Consider the following 23,376-nt stretch of genomic DNA (forward strand, 5'->3'; position numbering starts at 1 on the left):
GAAAGGGGAGGTTAGGAGGGGATGATGTTCAGCAGCCGTGGATAATGCCTGGGCAGGTGTCATCCCCTCCTCCGCCTCCCCTTTCCAAGGGGAGGATACCGGCTTGTTTTGCTGCTGTCATTATCTTGTTGGTTACTACTTATTGGCAGAAATACGGCAAGCAGTTCCTCCCCTTAGAAAGGGGAGGTTAAGAGGGGATGATGTATGCGGTTGAAAAAGGAGGAAAAAGAGGGCAGGAAAGGCACCTGCACAAGGTAAGAAACGAGGAAGAAAGAGGAAGAGAAAGGTAAAAACAGCGGAAAGAAAAAGCAAATGCGCTTGCGCGTATCGCCGGCAGCCGGGATGAAACCGGCATGCAGCATACGCGCAAGCGCATTGCCCCTGGCTCCCCTCACCAAGGGAGGGGCGGGGGTGGGCTTTATTACTACTCTTTCTTGAACGCCTCGGCTTCGGCGGCGGCGATGATTTCTTCGCGGCTCTGTTCTTTGGCGCTGATGTCGCTCAGGTCAAACTCATCACCCTCCAGAGCGGCTTCCACATGCTCGGCAGCAGGTGCAGGCGCCTCGTCGCGGGCACTCTCGTGCTCGTCGAACACCTCTTCCTTGAAGATGGTTTCGTGCTTCTCGGGCTCTGCCTCATTGCCGTCCTGTGCGATGATGAAGTCCTCTTTCACCTCCGTATCGGGCACTATTTCCACCGGTTCTTCCTCCATTTTGGTGCGATTGCCCTTTGCGGCGAACACCTGGTCTATGAACTGGGGTTTCTTCTTCAGCCGTTCCAGGGTGAGCTTGCAGGCCATCTGCTGGCTTTCTTTCTTGCTGAAGCCCGTGGCGCTGCATCCTTCAATACCCTCGAGTACAACCATGAAGTTGAATTTCGGGCTGCCGCTCTTGTCTTTCTGCTGCTCAATGAGCTTGAATTCCATGCGCACGCGGTTCTTCTGACTCCATTCGATGAGCTTGCTCTTGAAGTTAACTTCCTTGTAGGCAACCTTGTCGATGTTTATCATTTGTGCCAGAATACGTTTGCGCATGAAGTGCATGCAGGCGTTGTAGCCGCGGTCCAGGTAGAGCGCTCCTACGAGTGCCTCGAACGCGTTGCCGCCCATGTAGCTGTTGTGGGAGGAGCTGTGGCCTGACGAAAGAATGAGTTGATTGATGCCCATCTCCTGTGCCAGCTTGTTCAGGGTGTCACGCTGCACGAGCTTTGAGCGCGTGTTGGTGAGGAATCCTTCGCGTTTGCCGGGGAAATGGCGGTAAACAATGTCGCCCACGATGGCATCCAGGATGGCGTCTCCTAAGAACTCGAGCCGCTCGTTGTTCATCGGCTTGCCTTTCTTGTTGCGGTGCATCACGCTCTTGTGCATGAGCGCCATCTTGTAGTAGCTGATGTCGCGGGGATACATGCCGATGATGTGGTACAGAGACGAATAAAGCTCCTTATCCTTTCGGAATGGGAGCCTTATTCGGTCGATGATGTTATTCAGCATACTTCTTGAATACTACGCAGCAGTTGTGGCCTCCGAAGCCGAACGTGTTGCTCAGTGCAGCACGCACTTCGCGCTTCTGGGCCTTGTTGAACGTAAAGTTCATGTCATAGTCTATATCCGGATCATCGTCTCCCTCCTCGTGGTTGATGGTCGGCGGAACGATGTCGTTCTGCACCGAGAGCACGCAGGCCATTGCCTCCACGGCACCTGCGGCACCCAGAAGGTGGCCCGTCATGGACTTGGTGGAACTGATGTTGAGCTTGTAGGCCTGCTCGCCGAACACTTCCTTGATGGCCTTGGCCTCTGAAATGTCGCCCACGTGGGTCGATGTTCCGTGCACGTTGATGTAGTCGATGTCCTCGGGCTGCATGCCTGCATCCTCAAGGGCAGCCTGCATTACGAGCTTGGCACCGAGGCCTTCGGGGTGCGATGCGGTGATGTGATAGGCGTCGGCACTCTCTCCCTCGCCCACCATTTCGGCGTAAATCTTGGCTCCGCGGGCCTTTGCATGCTCCAGTTCCTCGAGCACGAGGCAACCGGCGCCTTCGCCCATGACGAACCCGTCGCGGCTTGCACTGAACGGACGGCTGGCGTGCTCAGGGTCGTCGTTGCGGGTGGAGAGGGCCTTCATGGCGTTGAAACCGCCCACGCCGGTGGCGCAGATGGCAGCTTCGGCACCGCCGCTCACGATGATGTTGGCCTTTCCCAGGCGTATGAGGTTGAACGCATCGGCCAGAGCATTGCTGGAAGAGGCGCAGGCCGAGGTCGTTGTATAGTTGGGTCCGTGGAATCCGAAGTGGATGCTGATTTGGCCGGAGGCGATGTCGGCAATCATCTTCGGGATGAAGAAGGGGTTGAACTTGGGCCCGTCTTCGATGTGCTGGCCGTAGTATGTCACCTCTTCCTCAAAGGTATTGATACCGCCGATACCCACGCCGTAGATGACGCCGATACGGTTCTTGTCTTCAGTTTCTAAGTCTATTCCCGCGTCCTTCACGCCCTGCATGGCGCTAATCATGGCCAGCTGGGTGTAGCGGTCGAGCTTGCGGGCCTCCTTGCGGTCAATCCACTCGTTCACGTCCAGGTCCTTCACCTCGCACGCAAACTGTGATTTGAACTTAGAACTGTCGAAATGAGTAATGGGAGCGGCACCACTCTTGCCCGCCAACATGGCGTTCCAAGTGTCCTCTGGATTGTTTCCCAGCGGCGTTACGGCACCAAGACCTGTTACTACTACTCTTTTTAACTCCATTATCTTGGTTTCTTATAATAAAACAAAAATGGCTTATAGTTGATGGCTTACATGCAATTCCGGGTGGAATTGCCTAAGCATTTAACTATAAACCATCAACTATAAGCAAAAAACTGCTGTTACTTTGCGTTCTCTTCGATGTAAGAGATGGCGTCGCCAACAGTCTGAATGGTTTCAGCCTTATCGTCTGGAATGGAAATGCCGAATTCTTTCTCGAACTCCATAATGAGCTCTACAGTGTCCAGGGAATCAGCACCCAGGTCGTTGGTGAAGCTTGCCTCTGGCTTTACTTCTGACTCATCAACACCGAGTTTGTCAACGATGATAGCCTTTACCTTGTTTTCAATTTCTGACATAATTGTAAGTTTTTAAATTGTTTATAAATGAATTCTAATTCAAAATCGCCTGCAAAGGAACACATTTTCTTTCATTCTGGCAAATATTTTTGTAAAAAAAGCACTTTTGGTTGCACACACCACCCCATTGTGTGCAATCTTTCAACCGCTTGATGAAGCACCACCGCACGTGTATTTTGCTCCCACCAAGGGTGCCGAAGAACGGGATGGGGAACTTGCGACAGGTGTCGAACGATGGTGTGACAAGTGTCGAATTCATGTGCGACACTTGTCGAAAGTTCCCGAAGGCATCATTCGGCACCCGCTACGCACTCTTTTGCTACCCGCTGCACAGCCTTCTGCCACCCGCTGCATTGTCTTCTACTACCCGCTGCGCAGCCTGCTGCCGACCCTGCTCATCCTCCTTCGCAGCGCTGCTGCACCCGCTGCAGGCAGCTGCAAGCCAGGGGCAGAGGGGCTGAAGGAGGAAAAAAAGGGCGTTTTAGTTGCCGCTTCCAAATTAATTACTTATTTTTGCACATATTTAAAAGATACACATGGAAATGTCATTTACCCAACAATGCAACCAGATTTTTAATCAGGCAATCCGCGATTACCATATTACGGACAACATCGATACGCCTATCAACAATCCTTACGACAGGGATTCTATCGAGAACAGGCTCTATCTGAAATGCTGGATAGACACTGTACAATGGCATTTTGAAGACATCATCCGCGACCCTCACATCAATCCGGAAGATGCCTTGGCCCTTAAGCGGCGCATAGACCGCAGCAACCAGGACCGAACAGACCTTGTGGAGCAGATTGACTCCTACTTCCGCCACCAGTACAGCGACGTAACGGTGCTGCCGGATGCCCGCATCAACACCGAGAGTCCGGCCTGGGCGGTTGACCGCCTCTCCATTCTGGCGCTCAAGATCTATCACATGCGCGAGCAGGCCGAACGTACCGACGCCCTGCCCGAGCACCGCGCCAAGTGCCAGTCCAAGCTCAACGTGCTGCTGGAGCAGCAGCAGGACCTGGGCACAGCCATCGACCAGCTGCTGGAGGACATAGCTGCCGGCCGCAAGTACATGAAGGTGTACCGCCAGATGAAGATGTACAACGACCCTTCTACCAACCCCGTACTCTACGGCAAGAAGTAACCCGCAACGCTATTCCGGAAGAGCGGCATCATGAAAACAGAGCACATTCTCGTTATCAGGTTCTCAGCCATGGGCGACGTGGCCATGACCGTGCCCGTTGTTTATTCGCTGGCGCAGCAGTATCCGCACCTGCGCATCACGGTGCTGAGCCGTCCCTTTGCCCGTGTTTTCTTCGAGAATCTGGCTCCCAACGTAAGTTTCATGGAGGCCGACCTCATGGGCGAGTACCACGGCATCCGCGGGCTGAACGCCCTGTACCGCCGTCTGGCGGCCAAGCACTTTACCGCCGTGGCCGACCTTCACGCCATCCTGCGCTCCCACTACCTGCGCATGCGCTTCAACATCGGCCGCTACCACGTGGCCCACATCAACAAGCACCGCGGCGGCAAGCGCAAACTCACCGCCCTTAATAATAAGGTGAAGGTTCAGCAACCTACCTCGTTCAAGAATTACCTCGACGTTTTCGCCAGCCTGGGCTACCCCATCAGCAAGCTCACCTTTACCTCCCTCTTTCCCGAAGGAGGCGGAAACCTGCGCCTGATAGCCGACAGGACGGGTGAGAAAAAGGCCTTCCAGACGTGGATAGGCATTGCTCCGTTCGCCGCCCACGTAGGTAAGATATACCCGTTGCAGCAGATGGAGAAGGTCATCGTGCAGCTGCTGGAGCGCCACCCCTCGTGCCGCATCTTCCTCTTCGGCGGAGGTGAGGACGAAAAGCGGCAGCTGGACGACCTCGTGCAGCGCCATGCAGCCTGCACCAACGCCTCGGCCATTCTTGGCGGACTGCATGAGGAGCTTATCCTCATGAGTGCTCTGGACGTAATGATAAGCATGGACAGCGCCAACATGCACCTGGCCTCGCTCGTTGCAACGCCCGTAGTAAGCGTGTGGGGAGCCACCCATCCCTACGCCGGTTTCATGGGTTACCGCCAGAATCCAGACAATGCAGTACAGATAGACCTGCCCTGCCGGCCCTGTTCCATTTACGGCGACAAGCCTTGCATGCGCGGAGATTACGCCTGCCTGAAGAACATCACGCCCGAATTGATTGTGGAGCGGGTGGAACACATCCTGCATACAGAGAAGTGAGAACCGTCTGCCAAGAACACAGAACCCCGGATTTCAGACGATGAAATCCGGGGTTTTGCGTTTCCCGAACTGGGCTCCAGCTGGCTCACTGCCGCCCGCGCAGCACCTTATGATATTCTTCCACCACCTGTGCAGCTATGTCGCTGTTCTCAAAACGGGCAATATAGGCCAGGCCGGCGGCCACACGCTGCTCGCGCCCCTCGCTGCCCTGGAGACTGTGACCGATGGCTGCGGCCATGCCGCCCACATCGTCGGGGGCAACGTACAGGCAGCTGTCGCCGCCCGCCTCCTCCAGACAAGAGCCCGTGCAGGCCACTACCGGCAGGCCACTTTGTATGGCCTCGATGACAGGAATGCCGAAACCTTCGTAGCGCGAGGGGTAGACAAAGCACTCTGCCCCGCGGTAGATGGCGTACAGGTGGGCATCGGGCACGCCGTGCAGAAAGCTCACCCGGCCGGCCAGACCGTGGCTCTCGATGTACTTCTGCACCCGGTCGGCGTAGCGGGTGCGGCGCCCCACGACCACCAGATGCACGTCCTGGGGCAGCTGCTGCAGCGCCCTGACGGCCAGGAGCACGTTCTTGCGCTCCTCTATCGTGCCCACATTGAGCACGTAACGCTGCGGCAGGCGGTATCTGGAGGCCACCTCGCGCAGCGCTGCCTCACTCACCGGCTGGCGGAAACGCTGGCTGCAGCTCTGGTAAACCACGTCAATCCTGTCCGCCGGAAAGCTGCCGTAGTGCAGGATGTCGCGCTTGGTGCACTCGCTGATGGCAATGATGCGGTCGGCCTCACGCAGCGTGTGGAGGAACTTGCGCTTGTATATTTGCACGTCAATCCAATTGTAATACTCCGGATGCCGCAGGAAGATGAGGTCGTGAATGGTGACAATGCCCGGTATGCCGGCCGCCCGCAGGCCGAAGGGAAGCTCGCCCGAGAGGCCGTGATACAGGCTTACGCCGTCGCTCTTCAGCTGCTTCACGATGCCGTGCGAGCGCCACCAGTCGCGTTGCAGGCGGAACCTGAGCCCCTCGGGACACACGATGCGCACGCCCGGACGCAGCTGCACCTGCCGTCGCAGGTCGTCGCGACCCTCGTCGGGAGCATAGAGCAGCAGCTCCATTCCGCCCTCCGCAGCGGGCAGCGAGTTAACAAGCGTGCGCCCGTAGCTGCCCAGTCCGGTGCCGTTACGCAGCACCCGCTTGGCATCAAAGCCCACTATCATGCTTTTTTTCATTGTCATTCTGCAAAGATAAAGAATTAATTCGTATATTTGCCACTATGAACGAGGAAAACCGAATATCAGTAGTCATCAACACCTACAACGCAGCAAAGTTCCTGGAACAGGTCATCGAGGCCGTTGAAGGGTTCGACGAGATTGTTGTTTGCGACATGGAGAGCACCGACTCCACGCTCGACATCGCCCGCCGGCATGGCTGCAAGGTTGTTACCTTTCCCAAGGGCAACCACGTTTGCGCCGAACCGGCCCGCACGTTCGCCATCCGCAGCGCCTCCAACAAGTGGGTTCTGGTGGTTGATGCCGACGAGATTGTAACGCCGGAGCTAAGGACTTACCTCTACCGGCGCATCAGCGAGCCCGGCTGTCCGCAGGGTTTGTACATCCCCAGGCGCAATCGGTTCATGAACGTACTGAACAAAGGGCGCGTTGGCGACCACCAGCTGCGCTTCTTCATACGCGAAGGAACGGAGTGGCCGCCCTACGTTCACACCTTTCCTACGGTCAGGGGGCGCGTGGAAACCATACCTCCGTTGCCCGGAGTGATGCTCATCCACCTGGCCGAAAACACCATCAGCGAGGTTGTTGAGAAGGGAAACCGCTATACCGACGGCGAAGTAGTGAAGCGCGCCGGCAAGCATTACGGCGCCGGAGCGCTGCTGTGGCGGCCCGCGTGGCGGTTCTTCAAGTCGTACGTCATGGGCGGCGGCTGGCGTAACGGTGTGCCCGGGTTCATCAACAGCATGCTCGACGGCTACTACCAGTTCCTGCTCGTGGCCAAAATCATTGAGAAGCGGCTCGGCTCCAAGTAACCAATACGCTGCTCGCTAACAACAACCAATACCCCCAAAACATGAAAAACAGAATCCTGCTTGCCTTCATCGGCATCGTTACAGCCCTCACTTCGTGGGCGCAAAGAGACACCGTGGCCCTCTGCCGGCTAACAGACGGAATCGACAACGACTCCATCTACTTCACTCTCTCCATCGCTTATCCCACCTCGGGAGGCGAAGCGCTGAAGCAGTCGATACGCGAATACATCAGCGAACAGCTGGGCGGAACCTACGAGGGCAGCCTGGCAGACAGCACGGCGCTACGCCAACACTACACCCAACAGTACCGCGACTCGCTGCGGCGGATAGATGCAGCTACGGCGAAAGACAGAGGGTTAAAGTCCGTTTTTATGAACATAACGATTAGAGTGTACGCCGAGACCGACCAGTTTATTACCTACAGCTGCATCAAAGGATGGGATTTCCGTTGGTACCACGGCTTTTACAGCTCCGATTATCAGACGTTCCGCAAGTCAGACGGGCGCCGTTTCGGCTGGGAGATGTTCCGAGAAAAGGATCCATCGCACCTCAACGCCCTACTGCGCAACAGTCTGAAGGCGGCCCTTGAGGCTGAGTCAGACTCCGCCTTGCAGGCAATCGTCAGCGAAGCCTACACCGATGACGGCAGCACCGTAGTGCCTTTACCGGCCATGAAGCCTGCTTTCACGACCCACGGACTGCTCTTTGTCTACCAGCTATACGAGATAGTACCCTACGCCTACGGCGCTCCGGAGGTGCTGATAAGCTACGACAAGCTGCGCGACCTGCTCACCGTTCCCGCCCGCCAGCTTCTTCCCGCCCTTCCATCCACCCCTCCCGCTCCCCCCACCCGCCGAGAAGAACAGAGTAGGTGAGGGGGAGAGACAGGGTAGCTCATTCTTAGAGACAGAGTAACAGAGTATTTTTTCTGCTGCTGTTGGGGCTTAAAGACAGAGTAACAAAGTATTTTTTCTGCTGCTGGGAGATTGACTGTTGGGAGCGATAGATAAGGAACAATGAGCGGAAAGGCTAACTGGTATCCTCCCCTTGGAAAGGGGAGGCGGAGGAGGGGATGACCACATAGCAGGCTGTTGATAATCTGCAGGCAGGCTGTTGGTAATTTCTTGGTGCAATCATCCCCTCCTAACCTCCCCTTTCTAAGGGGAGGATACAGGTTTGTCTTGTGGGCATTATCTGCTATTTCTTCGTCTTTTATCTGCCCATTCCCTACCACATGCAGCAAGAAAATTACTTTGTTACTCTGTCTTTAAGCCCCAACAGCAGCAGAAAAAATACTTTGTTACTCTGTCTTTACACCACAACAGCAGCTGAAAAAACACGCTGTTACGCTGTCTTTTTTATCTCCCCCCAGTGCAGCAAATTATCACCGCGCGGCACGGAGATGCCTTTCAAGCTCCTTGAACGATACCTTTTAGGCCCTTGGAGATGCCTCTCAAGGGGCTTGAAAGGTACCTTTTACTTTGCCGCTTGTAAGTTATTGCATTTCAATAGCTTACGAACAGTGGTCAAAATTGATGTTTCCTGCCTCCATCATCCCCTCCTAACCTCCCCTTTCTAAGGGGAGGAAAAGCCCCTCCCTGCCCTTCTAAAGGGAGGGAGTATGACTGTGCGCAGGTATAGAATAGGGTAAAGGTTACTATTAAGGAATAACAGCAGCGGTTCCTCCCCTTAGAAAGGGGAGGTTAGGAGGGGATGATTTAGCAGGCCGCAGGCTGTTAATTCACAATTCATCATTCACAATTCACAGGTTGGAAAGGGATGATTTGCGCAACAAGTTGTAATCAGCACGACACTTGGTCATCCCCTCCTCCGCCTCCCCTTTCCAAGGGGAGGATACCAATTAGCCTCGTAGATGTTCTTTGGAACACTTGAACGGATTCCTCACCTCACCGCCCCCTCCCTCCAAGAGGGCCGGGGTAGGCTCCCTTCTCTTTCCCGCAAAAAACACAATTTCAGTCACTTTAGACTTTTTTCTGTAATAAATATAATTGTTGGAAACCGGAAAATCATTATCTTTGTAGGGTCAACACAAGACAGAGGAGAGAATGACAGACACCCTAAAGACCATTCTGCTGGCGCTCGCAGCCATGCTCCCGGCAGCTGTAAGTGCACAGACAGACAGCGTGCAGCACCTCGACGAGGTCGTTGTTACGGGTACGCGCAACGCCGTAGACGTGCGACAGCTGCCCATGACGGTAAACATCGTTACCCGCGCCGACCTCACCCGCAACCGCCAGTCGTCCATACTGCCCACGCTGCAACAGCGCATTCCGGGCTTCATGCTTACCTCGCGCGGCATGCTGGGCTATGGAGTAGCGGGCGGAGCGGCGGGCAGCATCAGCCTCAGAGGCGTGAGCGGAGGAGCCGGACAGATGCTGGTGCTCATCGACGGGCACCCGCAATACCAGGGCGTTTACAGTCATCCGATAGCCGACAGCTACCAAACGCTCATGGCAGAGCGCGTGGAGGTGCTCCGCGGACCGGCCTCCGTGCTCTACGGAAGCAACGCCATGGGCGGCGTGGTGAACATCGTTACGCGCGGCATGCACCGCGACGGCGTGCTTACAACGGTACATGCGGCGGCCGGGAGCTACGGCACCGTGAAAGCCGAAGCCACCAACCAGCTGCGCCGGGGGCGCTTTGGCAGCACCGTGGGGGCACAGTACGGGCGGTCGGACAACCACAGGCCGCGCATGGGTTTTGAGCAGTACGGCGGCATGATGAAGGCTGCATACGACCTGAATGGCCACTGGAACGCCTCTGCCGGTGCCAACATCACCCACTTCAACGCCTCTAACCCGGGCTTGGTAACGGCTCCTCTCTACGACGCCCGCCAGTGGATAACGCGCGGAGAGGTAAGTCTGGCGCTCGAGAACCACTACGGCAGCACCAGCGGAGCCGTGAGTCTGTACAGCAACTTCGGCCGTCACAAGATAAACGACGGCACCTCCGACCCCGCTGCCCCGCAGTCCAGGTACTTCAGGTCAAAGGATGCGCTGTCCGGATTGTCGCTCTTCCAGAGCGCAACCCTGCTCAAGGGCAACCGTGTTACGGTGGGTTTCGACTGGCAGAACATCTATGGGCGGGCCTACTACACCTCCATCGCCACCGGCGAAACACTCAACACGCCCAACAAACAGAGTGCCCACTCGCACCGTAACGAGGTGGCCGGCTACGTGGAAGTGCGCCAGGAGCTGGCTTCGTGGCTCACGATTGACGCCGGACTGCGCATCGACCACCACTCCATTACGGGCACCGAGTGGATTCCGCAAGGCGGTATAGCCGTGCGCCCAACGCCTGGCGGCACCCTGAAAGGCATGGTGAGCAAGGGCTTCCGCAATCCTTCGATGCGCGAACTCTACCTCTATCCGCCCTCCAACACCGACCTGCGGCCGGAGCGGATGATGAACTACGAGCTCTCGTGGCGCCACACCACGGGCGGCGGAAAACTGACCTACGGCGTGAACCTGTACTATATCAAGGGCGACAACATGATACAAACCGTGCCCGTTGACGGCCGCCCGCGCAACGTAAACACCGGAGCCATAGAGAACAGCGGCATGGAGGCCGAGCTCACTTGCCGCCTGGGCCGCCGCTGGAGCCTGCATACAAACCACAGCTGGCTGCACATGCACAACCCTGTTCTGGCCGCCCCGGCCTACAAAGGCTATGCAGGAGCCGACTACACGCAGGGCCGCTGGAGCCTGAGTGCCGGCCTGCAGCAGGTCTGCGGACTCTATACGGCGCTGGGCAGCAACGAGAGCAAGGAGACCTTTACCCTGCTCGATGCCACTGCCTCGTACGCAGCAAGCAGCGCGCTGCGGCTCTACGTGCACGGCGAAAACCTGCTGGCACAGCGCTACGAGATAAATGCAGGCTTCCCCATGCCCCGCGCCACCTTCATGGCCGGCGTGGAGTTTACTATCTGACGGCACCAACCGCCGCGCCCATCACGACAAAGAGAAACAACAATTATGAACACCCAAATCATCAGACAGCTGCGAGCTGAGAACTGCTCGCTCGTTTTACAGGACCGCGCCGGCAACGTGCGCACCTTTTACAAGAAAGGATTGAGAGACCTGGAAGACCTGCTCGACCACGAACCCGACACGCTCAAGGGCGCCGCCGTGGCCGACAAGGTGATAGGCAAGGCTGCAGCAGGCCTGCTGGTAGTAGGCGGCGTGACCGAGGTTTACGCCGAAGTGATAAGCCGACTGGCACTTCCGCTGCTCCAGAAGGCCGGCATCGGCTACACGTACAGCCTGCTGGTGGACCGCATCGTGATACCCCAGGGCGACGACCGCTGCCCTCTGGAGAAGATAGTGGAACCGGCCAAGAGCGCCGAAGAAGTGGTGCGGCTGCTGCGCCGGCACTTTGAAGAGATGAAAAAGAAATAACCCGATAACAACAAAAGATGATGGAAACAACGATTAAGCTCTACAGTCTCAGCTTCACTGAACAGAAGACGTACCTCTGGGCCACCGCTTTCGTGGCCGGAAACATCCTGTTACCCCAGCTGTTCCACCTGCTCCCGCAGGGCGGAATGATATTCCTGCCCATCTACTTCTTCACCCTTCTGGGTGCGTACAAGTTCGGATGGAAGGTAGGATTGCTCACGGCAGTGCTCTCGCCACTGGTTAACTCGGCCCTCTTCGGCATGCCCGCAGTGGCCGTACTGCCGGCTATCATGCTCAAATCGGTCGTTCTGGCGCTCGTTGCCGGCTATGCCGCAGCCCGTTACCACAAGGCTTCGCTCCTCATACTGGCAGGCGTCGTGGCAGCTTACCAGCTGTTGGGAGGCCTCGGCGAGTGGGCTCTAACGGGCAGTCTGCAGGCCGCCATGCAGGACATCCGCCTCGGTTTGCCCGGCATGTTGCTGCAGGTTGCCGGCTGCTGGCTGCTGCTCAACCGCGCCCTGAAGCAGTAACGGGCCGGTCGCAGGCTGCGTATTGATATTCCGAAGACACAGTAACAGCGCAAATTCAAGTTGCTTGAACGGCGCTGCTGTTGTGTCTTTGTGTTTTTACAACGGAACAACAGAGCCGCGGTTTGGTGCAACCAGCGATGCTGATACAATGCACCTCCGCGCCCGGAGCTATCCTTCAAGCTCCCTGAACGATACGTTCAAGGGGCTTGAACATGCCTTTCAAGAGCCTTGAAAGGCATCTTTTTCACCCTCATTCGTAACCAGCTGATTTTCTGCCGTTTAGCTATTGGCGCTTGAAAGGTGCAGTTGCGGGTTCATCTTCCCTACCTGACCTCCCCTTTCCAAGGCGAGGAACCGCTGCAGCTGGTCACCCGCTGATTGGCGCCTGATGATTGAAGACAGAGTAACTGAATGGTTTTTTCGCTGCTGATGGGGTTAAAAGACAGAGTAACAGAGTAGTTTTTCTGCTGCTGATTGCTTGCTGTGCATTTGCTGTTGCGGGTTAAAGACAGAGTAACAGAGTATTCTTTTAGCTGCTGACAGTTTCCTACTGCTTTGTTGCTGCGGTTTAAAGACAGAGTAACAGAGTAATTTTTTCGCTGCTGATTGCTTGCTGCTGCGTTGCTGTTGGGGGTTAAAGAAAGCGTAACGGAGTAGTTTTCTTGCTGTGTGAGGTAGTGAATGGGCGGATAAAAGACGAAGAAACGGTTGATAATATCCACAAGACAAACCGGTATCCTCCCCTTGGAAAGGGGAGGTTAGGAGGGGATGATTGCACCCAAAGATTACCAACAGCCTGCCTACTGACTACCAACAGCCTGCCTGCGGACTATCAACAACCTGCTATATGGTCATCCCCTCCTCCGCCTCCCCTTTCCAAGGGGAGGATACCAGTTACCCTTTTCGCTCATTGTTCCTTATTTATCGCTCCCTACAGTCAACCTCCCAGCAGCAGAAAAATTACTCTGTTACTCTGTCTTTAAAAATAAGCAGCAAGCCAGCAGGAGAGCTGCAACAGCGGTTCCTCCCCTTGGAAAGGGGAGGTTAGGAGGGGATGATACCCGCAGCAAGAAACGGTTATCCTGCTGATACGCCATAGTTAATCTGCCATCACATCATCCCCTCCTCCGCCTCCCCTTTCCAAGGGGAGGATACCAGTTACCCTTTCTGCAAACTGTTTCTTACCAGTTTCTACAAGCCAGCAAGCCTGCAGCAGCTAAAAAGATACTCTGTTACTCTGTCTTTAAAAATAAACAACCATCCAGCAGGAGACTTGTAACCGCTTTTCCTCCCCTTGGCAAGGGGAACCGGAGGAAGGCATGACAGCACAGGAATCACATTCCCGTGCCTATGCCTGCAAGCCGTTGCCAATCAGCAAGTTACGGGCGTGGCGGTAAAAGGTGGCTTTCAAGGGCCCTGAAGGGCATCTTCAAGGCGCTTGAACATACCCTTCAAGCCCCTTGAACCATAACTCCGCCAATGCGCCGAGCGGCAAGCGGGAGGCTGCGGGACAAGAAAAAAGGACACGGTTCTTCGCAGATCCGCATCCTCAAGCATTATTATATGAAACAAGGAGTATTAAAAATTAACTCCGAAAGTGAGATTGAAACATCCTGTATGGGTATCGTCGAACTCGTCGTTGCCCACGTTGGCCAGTCCGATGTCGTAGCTGGCTTCGAGATAGAGCATCTGGAACCCGAGCCCGCAGCCTACTTTCAGTCCGCCGTCAAAGCGCTTGAAGTTCTCGTCGTAGTCGTCGCTGAAGCTGCCGTAAGCCTTTCTATTGCCGAAGTCTTTTATCTTTCCGCCCACTCCACAGCTCAGATAGCCGCCTGCAAAGGGCTCTATACTGAAGTCGCGGTCGGCATAATACTTGTATTTAAGCAGCAGTGGAAGCTCCACGTAGTTAAGTCCGTAGGTGAACTTGTTGCCCTGGTAGTTGCTTTTTCCGCCCTTCTCGGTGTAGTAGATGCCCGTTTCAAAGAAGAGGGGAGCCTGTCTCGTGAGCTGGGTTCCTACCACGAAGCCCGCGTTGAGGCCCGTCTTGGCCTTGTTGGCATCGAGTACGGGCGAGTCGGAATTAACCGTCGCCACGCCCAGTCCGAGCCTGAAACCGTAGTACGTGTTGTTGTAGGGCGCCGCATAGTAGGCCGCACGGTGGCGCGGCGGAATGGGTCGGCCGTCGGGATAGTATTGGGCGGCCGCAGGCAGTGCGACCATCAGGGCCGCCAAAGCCGATAACATAAACTTCTTCATACCTCTGCGTTTTGGTTTCTGGGGCAAAGGTAAGCAATCCGGAGTATAGCGGCAGGGGAGTTTTTCCTATTCCTGAAGGGGGGAATCCCTACATTTCTTTCCGGCTCCCTGCCGCCGCCGGGCGGCTGACAGGCTGGCAGCGCGGCCCCTAACAAATGATACCGGCGGGCTGCCGGCAGGTGGATGGTATGGTTATTGCTGTTTCCACCTTATATAATATAGGGGCTCCGGACGCCCTGCAAACATTCACGGATATGATAAAAGCAAACATCGCTCACGGCAATCTCAGGAGAGTGGTCATCGTAGGTGGCGGGTTCGCCGGTCTGGAACTGGCCTTCCGGCTCCGCGGCTCCAACTGCCAGGTAGTGCTGATAGACAAGAACAACTACCATCAATTTCCCCCGCTCATCTACCAGGTGGCATCGGCGGGGCTGGAACCCAGCAGCATCGCCTTCCCCTTCCGCCGCCTGTTTCAGGACGAGAAGAACTTCTACTTCCGCATGGCGCAGGTAAACGGGGTTGACGCAGAACGTAAAGAGCTCCTTACCTCGATAGGAGCCATCCGCTACGACTACCTTGTGCTGGCCGCAGGAACCACCACCAACTACTTTGGCAACGACGGGCTGCAGGCCAACACGCTGCCCATGAAGACCGTGGCCGAGGCCATGAGCCTGCGCAACACGATACTGCACAACCTCGAACTGGCCGAGACGGAGGACGACGAGGCCGTGCGCAGCCAGCTGCTCAACATCGTCATCGTGGGCGGAGGACCATCAGGAGTGGAGATAGCGGGGGCTCTGGCCGAGATGAAAAGAACCGTGGTGCCACGCGACTATCCCGACTTGGATGCGGCGAAGATGAACATCTATCTGCTCAATGCAGGCCAGCGACTGCTGCAGAGCTTCTCGGCAGAATCGTCGGCAAGAACCGAACGCGACCTCACACGCCTCGGCGTGAGGGTGATGCAGAATGCTATGGTGACAGGATGTCATAACAACGAGGTGCTGTTAGCCGACGGCCGGCGCCTCGAGAGTCGCCTGGTGGTGTGGGTGAGCGGCGTAAGGGCCACCGTGCCGGATGGCATTCCGGCGGCCAGCGTGGGCCGGGCCGGCCGCCTGCTGACCGACCGCTATAACCGCGTAAAGGGCCTGACAGACGTTTATGCCATAGGCGACCAGGCCTTGGTGCAGGGCGACGAGGCCTATCCCGAGGGCCATCCGCAGCTTGCGCAGGTAGCTATACAGCAGGCGCGCACGCTGGCCGCCAACCTCAAGGCGCTGCAACGAGACCGCCCACTCAAGCCTTTCAGCTACCGCGACCTGGGTACCATGGCCACCATCGGCCGCAAGAAAGCCGTGGCAGAGATTGGTCGGCTCCGCTTCGGCGGAACTCCGGCGTGGCTGCTGTGGCTCGTCGTCCACCTGCGCAGCATCCTCGGCGTACGCAACAAGACGGTGGTGCTGCTCAACTGGATGTGGAACTACTTCAACTACCGGCAGAGTCTGCGCCTCATCCTGAACAGAGATTAATCCTCAAACAACCCAACCGCCATGCCAAATAAGATGAAAGACTTCCTCCCCTCCGCAGAGGTGGAGAAACTGGAGATTATCCTCGACCTTGCCGAACGTTATGAGGCAGGCCTCATAAGCCTCCCGGAGGCCCGGGCGCAGGTAGCTGCAAGGGTGGCGAAAGCCTATCCCTACCACGTTGCCTGCTTGGAGCAGAGCGTCAAGAGCGGCGGTGCCGGCGAGCGCGGACGCGTAAACATGCGTACCGTAATGCAGCTGCTCGACGGCTTCCTGGACTACACCCGCCCGCAGTTGCCCGTGGCCCACCCCCTCATGTGCTACTATCGGGAGAACGAACGCATGCACAGGCTGCTCCTGATGATAGAGGATTTGGTGCAGTATCCTGTTATCCGGAACCAGTGGTTCGGGCTGTACGACGAGTTGAAGCGCTATCCCGTACACCTTGTACGGAAGCAGAACCAGCTCTACCCCGTATTGGAACGGAAGGGGTTCGAGCGCCCCACGGCCGCGATGTGGAACCTTGACAACATCGTACGCAATGAGCTAAAGGAGAGCCTGCAGCTCCTCGAGGCAGGCAATGACGACGAGTTCATAGCCAGGCAGCATGTACTCATCAAGCATCTGCGCAACCTGATGGAGAAGGAAGAGAACGTACTCTATCCCACTTCCGCAGCACTGATATCGCCAGAGGAGTTTGAAAGCATGAAGGAAGGCGACCGCGAAATAGGCTTCTTCGTAGATGCGGAAGCCCCGGAGGCCGCTGCCGAAGAGGCGGGAAAGCCGTCGGCCGGCCCCGATGAGCTGGTGCGCGACCTCCGGGCGGTGCTGCAGAGGCACGGTTACGGCGCAGGGCCGCAGCAAGAGCTCGACGTCAGCACCGGCAAACTTACCCTGGAACAAATCAATTTGATATACCGGCACTTGCCGGTCGATATTTCTTTCGTTGACGAAAACGAACTGGTAAGGTTCTACTCCGATACTCAGCACCGCATCTTCCCACGCTCCAGGAACGTGATAGGCCGCCAAGTGGTGAACTGCCACCCCCGAAAGAGCGTGCAGGTGGTGCAGGAAATCATCCAAAAGTTTAGAAACGGCGAACAGGATAAGGCCGAGTTCTGGATTAATAAGCCCGGGCTATTCATCCACATTGACTACATCGCCGTGCGCGATGCCCACGGACGGTTCCGCGGAGTGCTGGAGATGATGCAGGACTGCACCCATATACGCAGCCTCAAAGGCCAGCAGACGCTGCTCACATGGAACCGACCGGCGCCGCCCGCGGCTGCCTCCGGTACGGCCGGAACAGGATCCGCAGCCCGCGATACCTGACTCTCCGCCCGGCCGCCCCGTTCTTCCGCAGGCCGCCGTTACCACGACGGACCTTGGCTCCTATGGCCTATCAAGAAGCAAAAAAAAATCCGGACTCCCCTTATCAGGGAGCCCGGACATCCTAAACTGCTTTGGCAAAAGCCTCTCCATAGGCCACGCAGCGCCCGCGGGCATCAGCATCGGGCACCCAAAGTTCCTTGAGGCTGTCGCTCACAAGCTCGAAACCGGCCTCTTCCAGGCGCGAGGCTATCATCTTGGGAGCGTCTCCGCTCCAGCCGAAGGAGCCGAAGGCAGCCGCTTTCTTGTTCTTGAACTTCAGTCCGCGTGCCATCTCCAGGATGCCTGCCGTGGCGTACGAGAAGCCGTAATTGATGGTAGGGCTGCCCACGAGAATGGCCTTGGAGCGGAAGATTTCGGTAAGGATGTCGTTCTTATCCTCCCGGGCAACATTCAGTATCTTTACCTTCACCTCGGCGTCAGCATTGCGTATGCCCTCTGCTATGGCCTCTGCCATGAGCCTGGTAGACTGCCACATCGTGTCATAGACAATGGTTATCTGGTTCTCCTGGTAGTTGTCAGCCCACTTCAGGTACCGCTCAACGATGTCGGCAGGGCGGTTTTTCCAGATAACTCCGTGGCTGGGGCAAATCAGGTTGAGCGGGAGATTGAGCTTCAACACCTCGTTTATCTTGCGCGATACCATGGGACTGTAGAGGTTGAGGATGTTGGCATAGTACTTCTCTGCCTCGTACATCAGCTCACTTGGGTCCACCGTATCGTCGTACAGCGTCTCTGTAGCGAAGTGCTGACCAAAGGCATCGTTGCTGAAGAGCACCGCTCCGGTGTCGAGATAGGTGAACATGGTGTCGGGCCAGTGCAGCATGGGGGCCTCGATGAAGGTAAGGGTCGACTTTCCAAGGCTGAGTCTGTCGCCCGTTTTTACGTTCACGAACTTCCAGTCACGGTGATAATGGCCGCGGATAATGGCCTCCCCTTTCTTCGTACAATAGATAGGAGTGTCGGGAATCTCACGCATCAGCTCGGGCAATGCACCGCTGTGGTCGGGCTCATTGTGGTTCATGACGATGTAATCAATCCGTTTGAGGTCCACATCCTGCTTGAGGCGGCTTACGAACTCCTTGTCATACGGACGCCAAACGGTGTCGATGAGCGCCGTCTTCTCATCCTGCACGAGGTAGGCATTGTAGCTGGAGCCGCGATGGGTGGAATATTCGTCGCCATGGAAGTGAGTGAGCTCCCAGTCTACTTTGCCCACCCACGATACGAGGTCAGTGATTTTTTTTGCCATGACAGCTTCCTTTTAGTCATCAGCTACACTGAAATCGTCCTTCGACACTCCACACACGGGGCACGTCCAGTCGTCGGGCAGGTCTTCGAAAGCTGTGCCCGGCCCGATGCCGTTGTCAGGATCGCCGACCGCGGGGTCGTACACATAGCCGCACACATTACATACATACTTTTTCATTTGCTTGTTGTTTTAAGGGTTATTATTTGTTGTTGCAGGCGGCGGAGAGGAACCTTGCCGGCCCCCTTACCGTCCAGTGAAGCCACGAAAGAGGATCTACGCCCCGATGGCAGCGAGCCAGGAGGCGATGCGCTCGTCGGTCTTGTCGCTCTCGTTCGTCTCGTCCAGAGCCAGTCCTACGAACTTCCCGTCGACCACGGCCTCCGAGTCGTCGAAGCTGTAGCCGTTGGTCGGAACCGCTCCCACCACCGTGGCACCGGCCTGTGTGGCTGCATCGTAGAGCGCCTTCATGCTGCCGCAGAAGGTGTCGGGATAGCCCGCAGAGTCTCCTACGCCGAAGATGGCCACGCGTTTGCCGCCTATCGGGGCCGACGTGAGTGTGGGGAGAGCGTCGAACCAGTCGTCCTGCAGGTCGCCGGCGCCCCATGTCGAGGAGCCCAGGATGAGCAAGTCGTGGTCGGTGAGGTCGGCAGCAGTGAGGTCGGCGGCGCTCACCACGTCGGCTCCTCCTGCCTGTTGTGCTATTCGGTTGGCTATGTCTTCAGCCGTGCCGGTTGTTGAACCGTAAACTACCAATGTCTTCATATTCTTTCTGTTTATTCGTTTTACAATACTGGATGGATGCGGCAGCCGGTTGGCTGCACGCAGCCATTATCCCCTAATCATGGTTATCAACATCTTGAAGCGGCTCTCCGCCTTTACCGAGTGGCGCGCGCCGCTGGGTATGATGAAGCTCTCGCCGGCCCTGATGATGTTTTTCCGCCCCTCTACATAGAGCGCCATTTCGCCGTCGGTGACGCTGATGAGCGCGTCGAAGGGTGCCGAATGCTCGCTCAGACCCTGTCCGGCGTCGAACGAGAAGAGCGTTACCGAGCCGGCATCGGTGTGTATGAGCTCCTTGCTTACTACTCCGCCGTCGGCGTAATCAATCGTTTCGTTGGCGCTGAACACCTTTCCTTTTTCTGCTTTTGCCATTGTTTGGTTCTCCTATATTTAAAGTAATGAACTGTTGCTCTTTGCTGTCAAGCAGGCTGCAAAAGGCATGCCACCGCTTTACGGCCGTGAAAGTGGCCACAAATGTGCCGCTTTCCGCCTGCCCGGGGCTGCCAGGATGGGCAAAAGAAAACGGCTTCCCGAACCGGGAAGCCGTTGGAGCAGGGGTGCAGAAAGCCGTTGGCGTCATTTCTTCCGGCCGCCACCGATGGCGTAACCCACCGTAAGTCCCACGGTGCTGTATATCTTCTTGCCCACGTGGGCGCTAAGGGCAAGGCGCAAATGGCGGAAGAGTTCCACGCCCACACGCGGCATCACGCCCACGCCGGCGGTTTTGTCTCCCTCGTAGTCGTTATAGTCTCCGCTTATCATGTCGTACAGATTGAGCCCCACACCCAGGCCTACGAAGGGCGCAACCGCATGCCCCCGGCGGAAGTTATAGTCGCAAACGGGCATCAAAGAGAACGTTCTGCAGGCCAAATCGGTACCGTAGTAGTGGCTGCATGCAGAGCCGAGGTAGAGCTGCATGCCCACGTCGAGCGGCACGCGGCGCAGGTTCCAGCGCGCCTCCAGCCCCAACGAGGGGCCTAATTTGTGGCTGCCGGTGTTGCCTGCAAGGCCGTACGTGGCGCCGATAAAGGGTTCGAACTCGAATGTTTTAACCCGGATGGTGTCTGCTTCTGCGGCATTCGCAGAGACTGACAAGAGCAGGAACAACCCTGCCAAGACTGATTTTTTCATGTTGTTTTATTGGGTGTAAATGGTTGTTTCGATGCTTTTACGGCGCGGTTGGTGGCCGATGACGGTTCTCTTCGGCCTCACTGCGCGCTCCGGCAGCCATGTTGAGGCCTGCCACGTAGCCCGTTGTCCACGCTGCCTGGAGGTTGAAGCCGCCGGTGATGGCGTCGATGTCGAGCACCTCTCCGGCGAAGAAGAGCCCCTCGCAGTGCCTGCTCTCGAGCGTGTTGGGGTTGATGCTGCGCAGACTTACGCCCCCGCAGGTAACGAACTCGTCGCGGAAGGCGCTCTTGCCACTCACTTGATAGACGTCGTTGGTGAGCGTTTCAACGAGCCGGTTGAAGCCCCTGGAGCCCATTTCGGCCCATTTCCGTTCGGCCGGAAGGCCGGCCCGCGTGAGCAGATGGAGCCACAGACGGGTGGGAAGGGCCTGCAGACGGGCCGAGGAAAGTTGCTTCCGGGCGTTGGCAGCAGCGATGGCACGCAGCTGCTCCTCCACCACGGCGGCGTTGGACTGGTGCAGCCAGTTGACCGAAAGCGGGAAACGGTACTGCCGCTCGCTGATGATGCGGGCGGCATGCGACGAGAGTTTCAGGATTGCCGGCCCGCTCATGCCCCAGTGAGTGATGAGCAGTTCGCCCTCGGCACGCAGCCTGGTGCCCGGTATGGCTACCGAGGCGCGTTCTGCCACCGTACCCATGAGGCTGCGCAGGGCCGTGTCTTCGATGGTGAACGTAAAGAGCGAGGGCACCGGCAGCTCGATGGCGTGCCCCATGTCCATGAGGTGTTGCAGGCCACGCAGGGTGGGAGAGCCGCCCGTAGTGATGGCGGCGCGGCGGCAGCAGAGCGGCTCCTGCTCGTTGAAAAGCAGCTGCAGGCGGCCGTCGTCCAGCCGCCGCACGGCCGTGAGCGTGTGCTCCGTGCGCACCTCAACGCCCAGTCGGCGCGCCTCGTCGGTAAGGCAACGGGTAACGGAGTGCGAATCCTGCGACTGCGGAAACACGCACTCGTCGGCCTGCACCACCAAGGGAACGCCGCGACTCTCGAACCACTGCCGGGCTTCTGCAGGCCCGAAGGTGTTGAAGAGGCGCTTCATGAGCTTGTGGCCGCGCGGATACACCTGCCTCAAGTCACTCACAGAGGCAAACGAATTGGTAAGGTTGCAGCGCCCGCCGCCCGATATCAGCACCTTGGCCAGCACCTTGCGGGCGCGCTCCAGAATGACTACACGCGCTCCGGGCAGCTGCTGCCGGGCTGTAACGGCGGCCATGAAACCGGCTGCCCCCCCGCCCACTACGGCTATGTCGATGGTCTTTTCCATTGTGTCGGCGGCAAAGATAGCGATTAAATTCAGAATTCCTGCTGTACGGCACGTTATTTTTTTCCGCTGTCGGCCGCAGGTTCAGCGGTCTGCCGGGCCGCCTGCCGCGTTCCCGCCTGCCGCAGGCGGTCGCCCCGAAGGTATCGTTCAGGAACTTTCGACAAGTGTCGCACATGAATTCGACACTTGTCACACCATCGTTCGACACTTGTCGAAAGTTCCCGAAGCATGTCTCCGGGCATCCTGTGCGCTGCATTTTCATACCGGAAAAAGGGCTTGCAAGCCGGCCGGCACTATCGAAGCACGGCATTGTAGCGGCTGCGTGGCGCAGCAAAAGAAAAAGAAGCAGATTTAACAAAAACTGCTGCAAGGTTTGCGGCCGGCCGGAGTTACAACATATATAATAAGGAATAGGACATCAACTTTTAACCCGAAAGAAAATGAAACGGAACTTCTGCCTTCGCATCTTACTGGCCTGCACGCTCCTGACGGCCGCCACCGCGTGCAGTGACGATTGGGACGGCTACGTCGGCAAGCCCTATACCACAACGCTGGAGGTGCAGCCCGAACTGGGCTTCACGGGCGTTGTGATGGGTCCGCGGAACTATCTGGTAACCTGTTTTTACGGCACCAACGACAAGGGAGAAACCTACACGTTCGGCACAACGGAAATTAAAGGCTTCACGTTCGAGGAAGGCAATGCCTACACCATCCGCATTCATGCCACGCCAAACAAGTGGGATTACGTGGCGGGCGACGGTCCGGCCTACGAATACGAGCTGCTCAAAGTCATCAGCAAGCGCCATGTGGGCATCGACGAGAGCCAAGCGCACGAGGAAACGCTGCTCCTTGAGGACGCCGTTGACCAAGACGGCCTTTACTACAAGGCCCGAAACGAAGCTACGGGCGAGGAGTTCACCCTGTGCCGGGGCGAAATCATAGGCTTCAGACCCAACAATCCCGACGCGCTGTGGCAGTACCGGGTAAAGGTTAAAGTGTACCCGCAGGCCAAGCCCACGAACTATGTGAACAACCATACCGACAAGTTCCGCCTGGTCGAAGTGCTCTCTGCTACCCGCGTGGGGCCCATGCCCGGGCAGTAACTGCACGCACCGGGCACGGCTGGCATGGTGCTGCGGGAGGGTGAAGACGGCTTAACGGCAGGCCGTTCTTCACCCTCCCGCAGGTTTGTTGCAGGCATAAGCTGCGGCTGCGGCATACCGGCAGGCCGCCTGAAAGGGTGCGTAAAAGAGCCCGGAGGGGTGTTGTTACGTCTACATACCGTCCACTTTTAGTTTATACTGGGCAGAACGGAACGTGTTGATTATCATGTTTTTATGTTTCAACAGCCGGCTGTATCGTCCACTTTCCATTCTTTGTGCGAAACCATTCA

At 57.0% G+C, this 23,376-nt stretch carries 24 protein-coding genes; 12 read left to right on the plus strand and 12 right to left on the minus strand.

Translation table 11 applies throughout. From position 1 onward, the window contains the following. The coding region (locus BMW31_RS13545; protein WP_218140604.1) for a hypothetical protein at window positions 1-191 on the plus strand (191 nt) is incomplete at its 5' end. A 233-nt stretch (window positions 192-424) separates the two neighbouring features. On the opposite strand, the gene rnc is transcribed toward BMW31_RS13545, so the two are convergent. The 3 genes from rnc to BMW31_RS10280 all read right to left on the minus strand — a co-directional run bounded on the left by rnc (window position 425) and on the right by BMW31_RS10280 (window position 3,097). Continuing rightward, complete coding sequence (gene rnc / locus BMW31_RS10270) at window positions 425-1,489, minus strand: ribonuclease III (protein ID WP_091825222.1); 1,065 nt, start codon at window positions 1,487-1,489, stop codon at window positions 425-427. Then, entirely contained in the window at window positions 1,479-2,741 is a 1,263-nt protein-coding gene (gene fabF, locus BMW31_RS10275; protein WP_091825225.1) for a beta-ketoacyl-ACP synthase II, read from the minus strand. Before fabF ends, rnc begins: the two co-directional genes overlap by 11 nt. 119 nt (window positions 2,742-2,860) lie before the next feature. Next, on the minus strand, window positions 2,861-3,097 hold the full coding sequence (locus BMW31_RS10280) for an acyl carrier protein (protein ID WP_091825229.1): 237 nt from the start codon (window positions 3,095-3,097) through the stop codon (window positions 2,861-2,863). Window positions 3,098-3,203: 106 nt separating this feature from the next. Between BMW31_RS10280 and BMW31_RS13325 the strand changes: the two genes are divergently transcribed. The 3 genes from BMW31_RS13325 to BMW31_RS10290 are packed head-to-tail and all read left to right on the plus strand — an operon-like array spanning window position 3,204 to window position 5,334. After that, a complete protein-coding gene (locus BMW31_RS13325) occupies window positions 3,204-3,674 on the plus strand; it encodes a hypothetical protein (RefSeq protein ID WP_143049187.1) in 471 nt (156 codons plus the stop codon). Further along, window positions 3,640-4,245: a DUF4254 domain-containing protein gene (locus tag BMW31_RS10285; RefSeq protein ID WP_091825232.1), complete on the plus strand. Its 606-nt coding sequence runs from the start codon at window positions 3,640-3,642 to the stop codon at window positions 4,243-4,245. The genes BMW31_RS13325 and BMW31_RS10285 overlap by 35 nt, the downstream gene beginning before the upstream one ends. 30 nt (window positions 4,246-4,275) lie before the next feature. Continuing rightward, window positions 4,276-5,334, plus strand: a complete 1,059-nt coding sequence (locus tag BMW31_RS10290; RefSeq protein WP_091825236.1) for a glycosyltransferase family 9 protein — start codon at window positions 4,276-4,278, stop codon at window positions 5,332-5,334. 85 nt (window positions 5,335-5,419) lie between these two features. On the opposite strand, the gene BMW31_RS10295 is transcribed toward BMW31_RS10290, so the two are convergent. Beyond that, window positions 5,420-6,577 carry a glycosyltransferase family 4 protein gene (locus tag BMW31_RS10295; protein ID WP_410524446.1) on the minus strand — a complete coding sequence of 386 codons (1,158 nt, stop codon included), beginning with the start codon at window positions 6,575-6,577 and terminating at the stop codon, window positions 5,420-5,422. Window positions 6,578-6,615: 38 nt separating this feature from the next. Between BMW31_RS10295 and BMW31_RS10300 the strand changes: the two genes are divergently transcribed. The 5 genes from BMW31_RS10300 to BMW31_RS10320 all read left to right on the plus strand — a co-directional run bounded on the left by BMW31_RS10300 (window position 6,616) and on the right by BMW31_RS10320 (window position 12,331). Next, window positions 6,616-7,383: a glycosyltransferase family 2 protein gene (locus BMW31_RS10300; protein WP_091825244.1), complete on the plus strand. Its 768-nt coding sequence runs from the start codon at window positions 6,616-6,618 to the stop codon at window positions 7,381-7,383. 41 nt (window positions 7,384-7,424) lie between these two features. Further along, entirely contained in the window at window positions 7,425-8,258 is an 834-nt protein-coding gene (locus BMW31_RS10305; RefSeq protein ID WP_091825248.1) for an RsiV family protein, read from the plus strand. A gap of 1,191 nt (window positions 8,259-9,449) precedes the next feature. Further along, entirely contained in the window at window positions 9,450-11,333 is a 1,884-nt protein-coding gene (locus BMW31_RS10310) for a TonB-dependent receptor (protein ID WP_091825251.1), read from the plus strand. A 45-nt stretch (window positions 11,334-11,378) separates the two neighbouring features. Continuing rightward, window positions 11,379-11,801, plus strand: coding sequence for a DUF1893 domain-containing protein (locus tag BMW31_RS10315; RefSeq protein WP_091825254.1), 423 nt, complete (start codon window positions 11,379-11,381; stop codon window positions 11,799-11,801). 20 nt (window positions 11,802-11,821) lie between these two features. Then, window positions 11,822-12,331: an ECF transporter S component gene (locus BMW31_RS10320; protein ID WP_091825371.1), complete on the plus strand. Its 510-nt coding sequence runs from the start codon at window positions 11,822-11,824 to the stop codon at window positions 12,329-12,331. Window positions 12,332-12,654: 323 nt separating this feature from the next. Here the strand turns inward: BMW31_RS10320 and BMW31_RS13330 are convergent, their stop codons facing one another. Both BMW31_RS13330 and BMW31_RS10325 read right to left on the minus strand, forming a co-directional pair. Then, window positions 12,655-13,053 (minus strand): hypothetical protein, encoded by a 399-nt coding sequence (locus tag BMW31_RS13330; protein ID WP_143049188.1) that lies wholly within the window; start codon window positions 13,051-13,053, stop codon window positions 12,655-12,657. Between the two features lie 856 nt (window positions 13,054-13,909). Then, entirely contained in the window at window positions 13,910-14,587 is a 678-nt protein-coding gene (locus BMW31_RS10325) for a porin family protein (RefSeq protein WP_091825258.1), read from the minus strand. 257 nt (window positions 14,588-14,844) lie between these two features. Between BMW31_RS10325 and BMW31_RS10330 the strand changes: the two genes are divergently transcribed. Both BMW31_RS10330 and BMW31_RS10335 read left to right on the plus strand, forming a co-directional pair. Beyond that, on the plus strand, window positions 14,845-16,116 hold the full coding sequence (locus BMW31_RS10330) for an NAD(P)/FAD-dependent oxidoreductase (RefSeq protein ID WP_091825374.1): 1,272 nt from the start codon (window positions 14,845-14,847) through the stop codon (window positions 16,114-16,116). Between the two features lie 21 nt (window positions 16,117-16,137). Beyond that, window positions 16,138-17,445 (plus strand): DUF438 domain-containing protein, encoded by a 1,308-nt coding sequence (locus BMW31_RS10335; RefSeq protein ID WP_091825262.1) that lies wholly within the window; start codon window positions 16,138-16,140, stop codon window positions 17,443-17,445. 121 nt (window positions 17,446-17,566) lie between these two features. Here the strand turns inward: BMW31_RS10335 and BMW31_RS10340 are convergent, their stop codons facing one another. From BMW31_RS10340 to BMW31_RS10365, 6 genes are all read right to left on the minus strand, one after another. Beyond that, complete coding sequence (locus tag BMW31_RS10340) at window positions 17,567-18,754, minus strand: anaerobic nitric oxide reductase flavorubredoxin (protein ID WP_091825266.1); 1,188 nt, start codon at window positions 18,752-18,754, stop codon at window positions 17,567-17,569. Between the two features lie 12 nt (window positions 18,755-18,766). Further along, window positions 18,767-18,931, minus strand: coding sequence for a rubredoxin (gene rd, locus BMW31_RS10345; RefSeq protein WP_091825270.1), 165 nt, complete (start codon window positions 18,929-18,931; stop codon window positions 18,767-18,769). Window positions 18,932-19,027: 96 nt separating this feature from the next. Beyond that, entirely contained in the window at window positions 19,028-19,516 is a 489-nt protein-coding gene (gene fldA / locus BMW31_RS10350) for a flavodoxin FldA (protein WP_091825274.1), read from the minus strand. Between the two features lie 66 nt (window positions 19,517-19,582). After that, window positions 19,583-19,906, minus strand: a complete 324-nt coding sequence (locus BMW31_RS10355; protein ID WP_091825278.1) for a cupin domain-containing protein — start codon at window positions 19,904-19,906, stop codon at window positions 19,583-19,585. A 204-nt stretch (window positions 19,907-20,110) separates the two neighbouring features. Then, window positions 20,111-20,665, minus strand: a complete 555-nt coding sequence (locus tag BMW31_RS10360) for an outer membrane beta-barrel protein (RefSeq protein WP_143049189.1) — start codon at window positions 20,663-20,665, stop codon at window positions 20,111-20,113. Window positions 20,666-20,702: 37 nt separating this feature from the next. After that, window positions 20,703-21,983: a BaiN/RdsA family NAD(P)/FAD-dependent oxidoreductase gene (locus tag BMW31_RS10365; protein ID WP_091825286.1), complete on the minus strand. Its 1,281-nt coding sequence runs from the start codon at window positions 21,981-21,983 to the stop codon at window positions 20,703-20,705. A gap of 440 nt (window positions 21,984-22,423) precedes the next feature. On the opposite strand from BMW31_RS10365, the gene BMW31_RS10370 reads away from it, so the two are divergent. Beyond that, window positions 22,424-23,086: a DUF4377 domain-containing protein gene (locus BMW31_RS10370; protein ID WP_091825289.1), complete on the plus strand. Its 663-nt coding sequence runs from the start codon at window positions 22,424-22,426 to the stop codon at window positions 23,084-23,086. Window positions 23,087-23,376: the final 290 nt, after the last annotated feature.

Origin of the sequence: Prevotella sp. kh1p2, from assembly GCF_900111525.1 — a bacterium.
Taxonomy (GTDB): Bacteria; Bacteroidota; Bacteroidia; order Bacteroidales; family Bacteroidaceae; genus Prevotella.

Coding starts and splice junctions, on each gene's coding strand:
- rnc (WP_091825222.1), bottom strand. CDS start 1,489: ATGCTGAATAACATCATCGACCGAATAAGGCTCCCATTCCGAAAGGAT.
- fabF (WP_091825225.1), bottom strand. CDS start 2,741: ATGGAGTTAAAAAGAGTAGTAGTAACAGGTCTTGGTGCCGTAACGCCG.
- BMW31_RS10280 (WP_091825229.1), bottom strand. CDS start 3,097: ATGTCAGAAATTGAAAACAAGGTAAAGGCTATCATCGTTGACAAACTC.
- BMW31_RS10285 (WP_091825232.1), top strand. CDS start 3,640: ATGTCATTTACCCAACAATGCAACCAGATTTTTAATCAGGCAATCCGC.
- BMW31_RS10290 (WP_091825236.1), top strand. CDS start 4,276: ATGAAAACAGAGCACATTCTCGTTATCAGGTTCTCAGCCATGGGCGAC.
- BMW31_RS10295 (WP_410524446.1), bottom strand. CDS start 6,577: ATGACAATGAAAAAAAGCATGATAGTGGGCTTTGATGCCAAGCGGGTG.
- BMW31_RS10300 (WP_091825244.1), top strand. CDS start 6,616: ATGAACGAGGAAAACCGAATATCAGTAGTCATCAACACCTACAACGCA.
- BMW31_RS10305 (WP_091825248.1), top strand. CDS start 7,425: ATGAAAAACAGAATCCTGCTTGCCTTCATCGGCATCGTTACAGCCCTC.
- BMW31_RS10310 (WP_091825251.1), top strand. CDS start 9,450: ATGACAGACACCCTAAAGACCATTCTGCTGGCGCTCGCAGCCATGCTC.
- BMW31_RS10315 (WP_091825254.1), top strand. CDS start 11,379: ATGAACACCCAAATCATCAGACAGCTGCGAGCTGAGAACTGCTCGCTC.
- BMW31_RS10320 (WP_091825371.1), top strand. CDS start 11,822: ATGGAAACAACGATTAAGCTCTACAGTCTCAGCTTCACTGAACAGAAG.
- BMW31_RS10325 (WP_091825258.1), bottom strand. CDS start 14,587: ATGAAGAAGTTTATGTTATCGGCTTTGGCGGCCCTGATGGTCGCACTG.
- BMW31_RS10335 (WP_091825262.1), top strand. CDS start 16,138: ATGCCAAATAAGATGAAAGACTTCCTCCCCTCCGCAGAGGTGGAGAAA.
- BMW31_RS10340 (WP_091825266.1), bottom strand. CDS start 18,754: ATGGCAAAAAAAATCACTGACCTCGTATCGTGGGTGGGCAAAGTAGAC.
- rd (WP_091825270.1), bottom strand. CDS start 18,931: ATGAAAAAGTATGTATGTAATGTGTGCGGCTATGTGTACGACCCCGCG.
- fldA (WP_091825274.1), bottom strand. CDS start 19,516: ATGAAGACATTGGTAGTTTACGGTTCAACAACCGGCACGGCTGAAGAC.
- BMW31_RS10355 (WP_091825278.1), bottom strand. CDS start 19,906: ATGGCAAAAGCAGAAAAAGGAAAGGTGTTCAGCGCCAACGAAACGATT.
- BMW31_RS10360 (WP_143049189.1), bottom strand. CDS start 20,665: ATGAAAAAATCAGTCTTGGCAGGGTTGTTCCTGCTCTTGTCAGTCTCT.
- BMW31_RS10365 (WP_091825286.1), bottom strand. CDS start 21,983: ATGGAAAAGACCATCGACATAGCCGTAGTGGGCGGGGGGGCAGCCGGT.
- BMW31_RS10370 (WP_091825289.1), top strand. CDS start 22,424: ATGAAACGGAACTTCTGCCTTCGCATCTTACTGGCCTGCACGCTCCTG.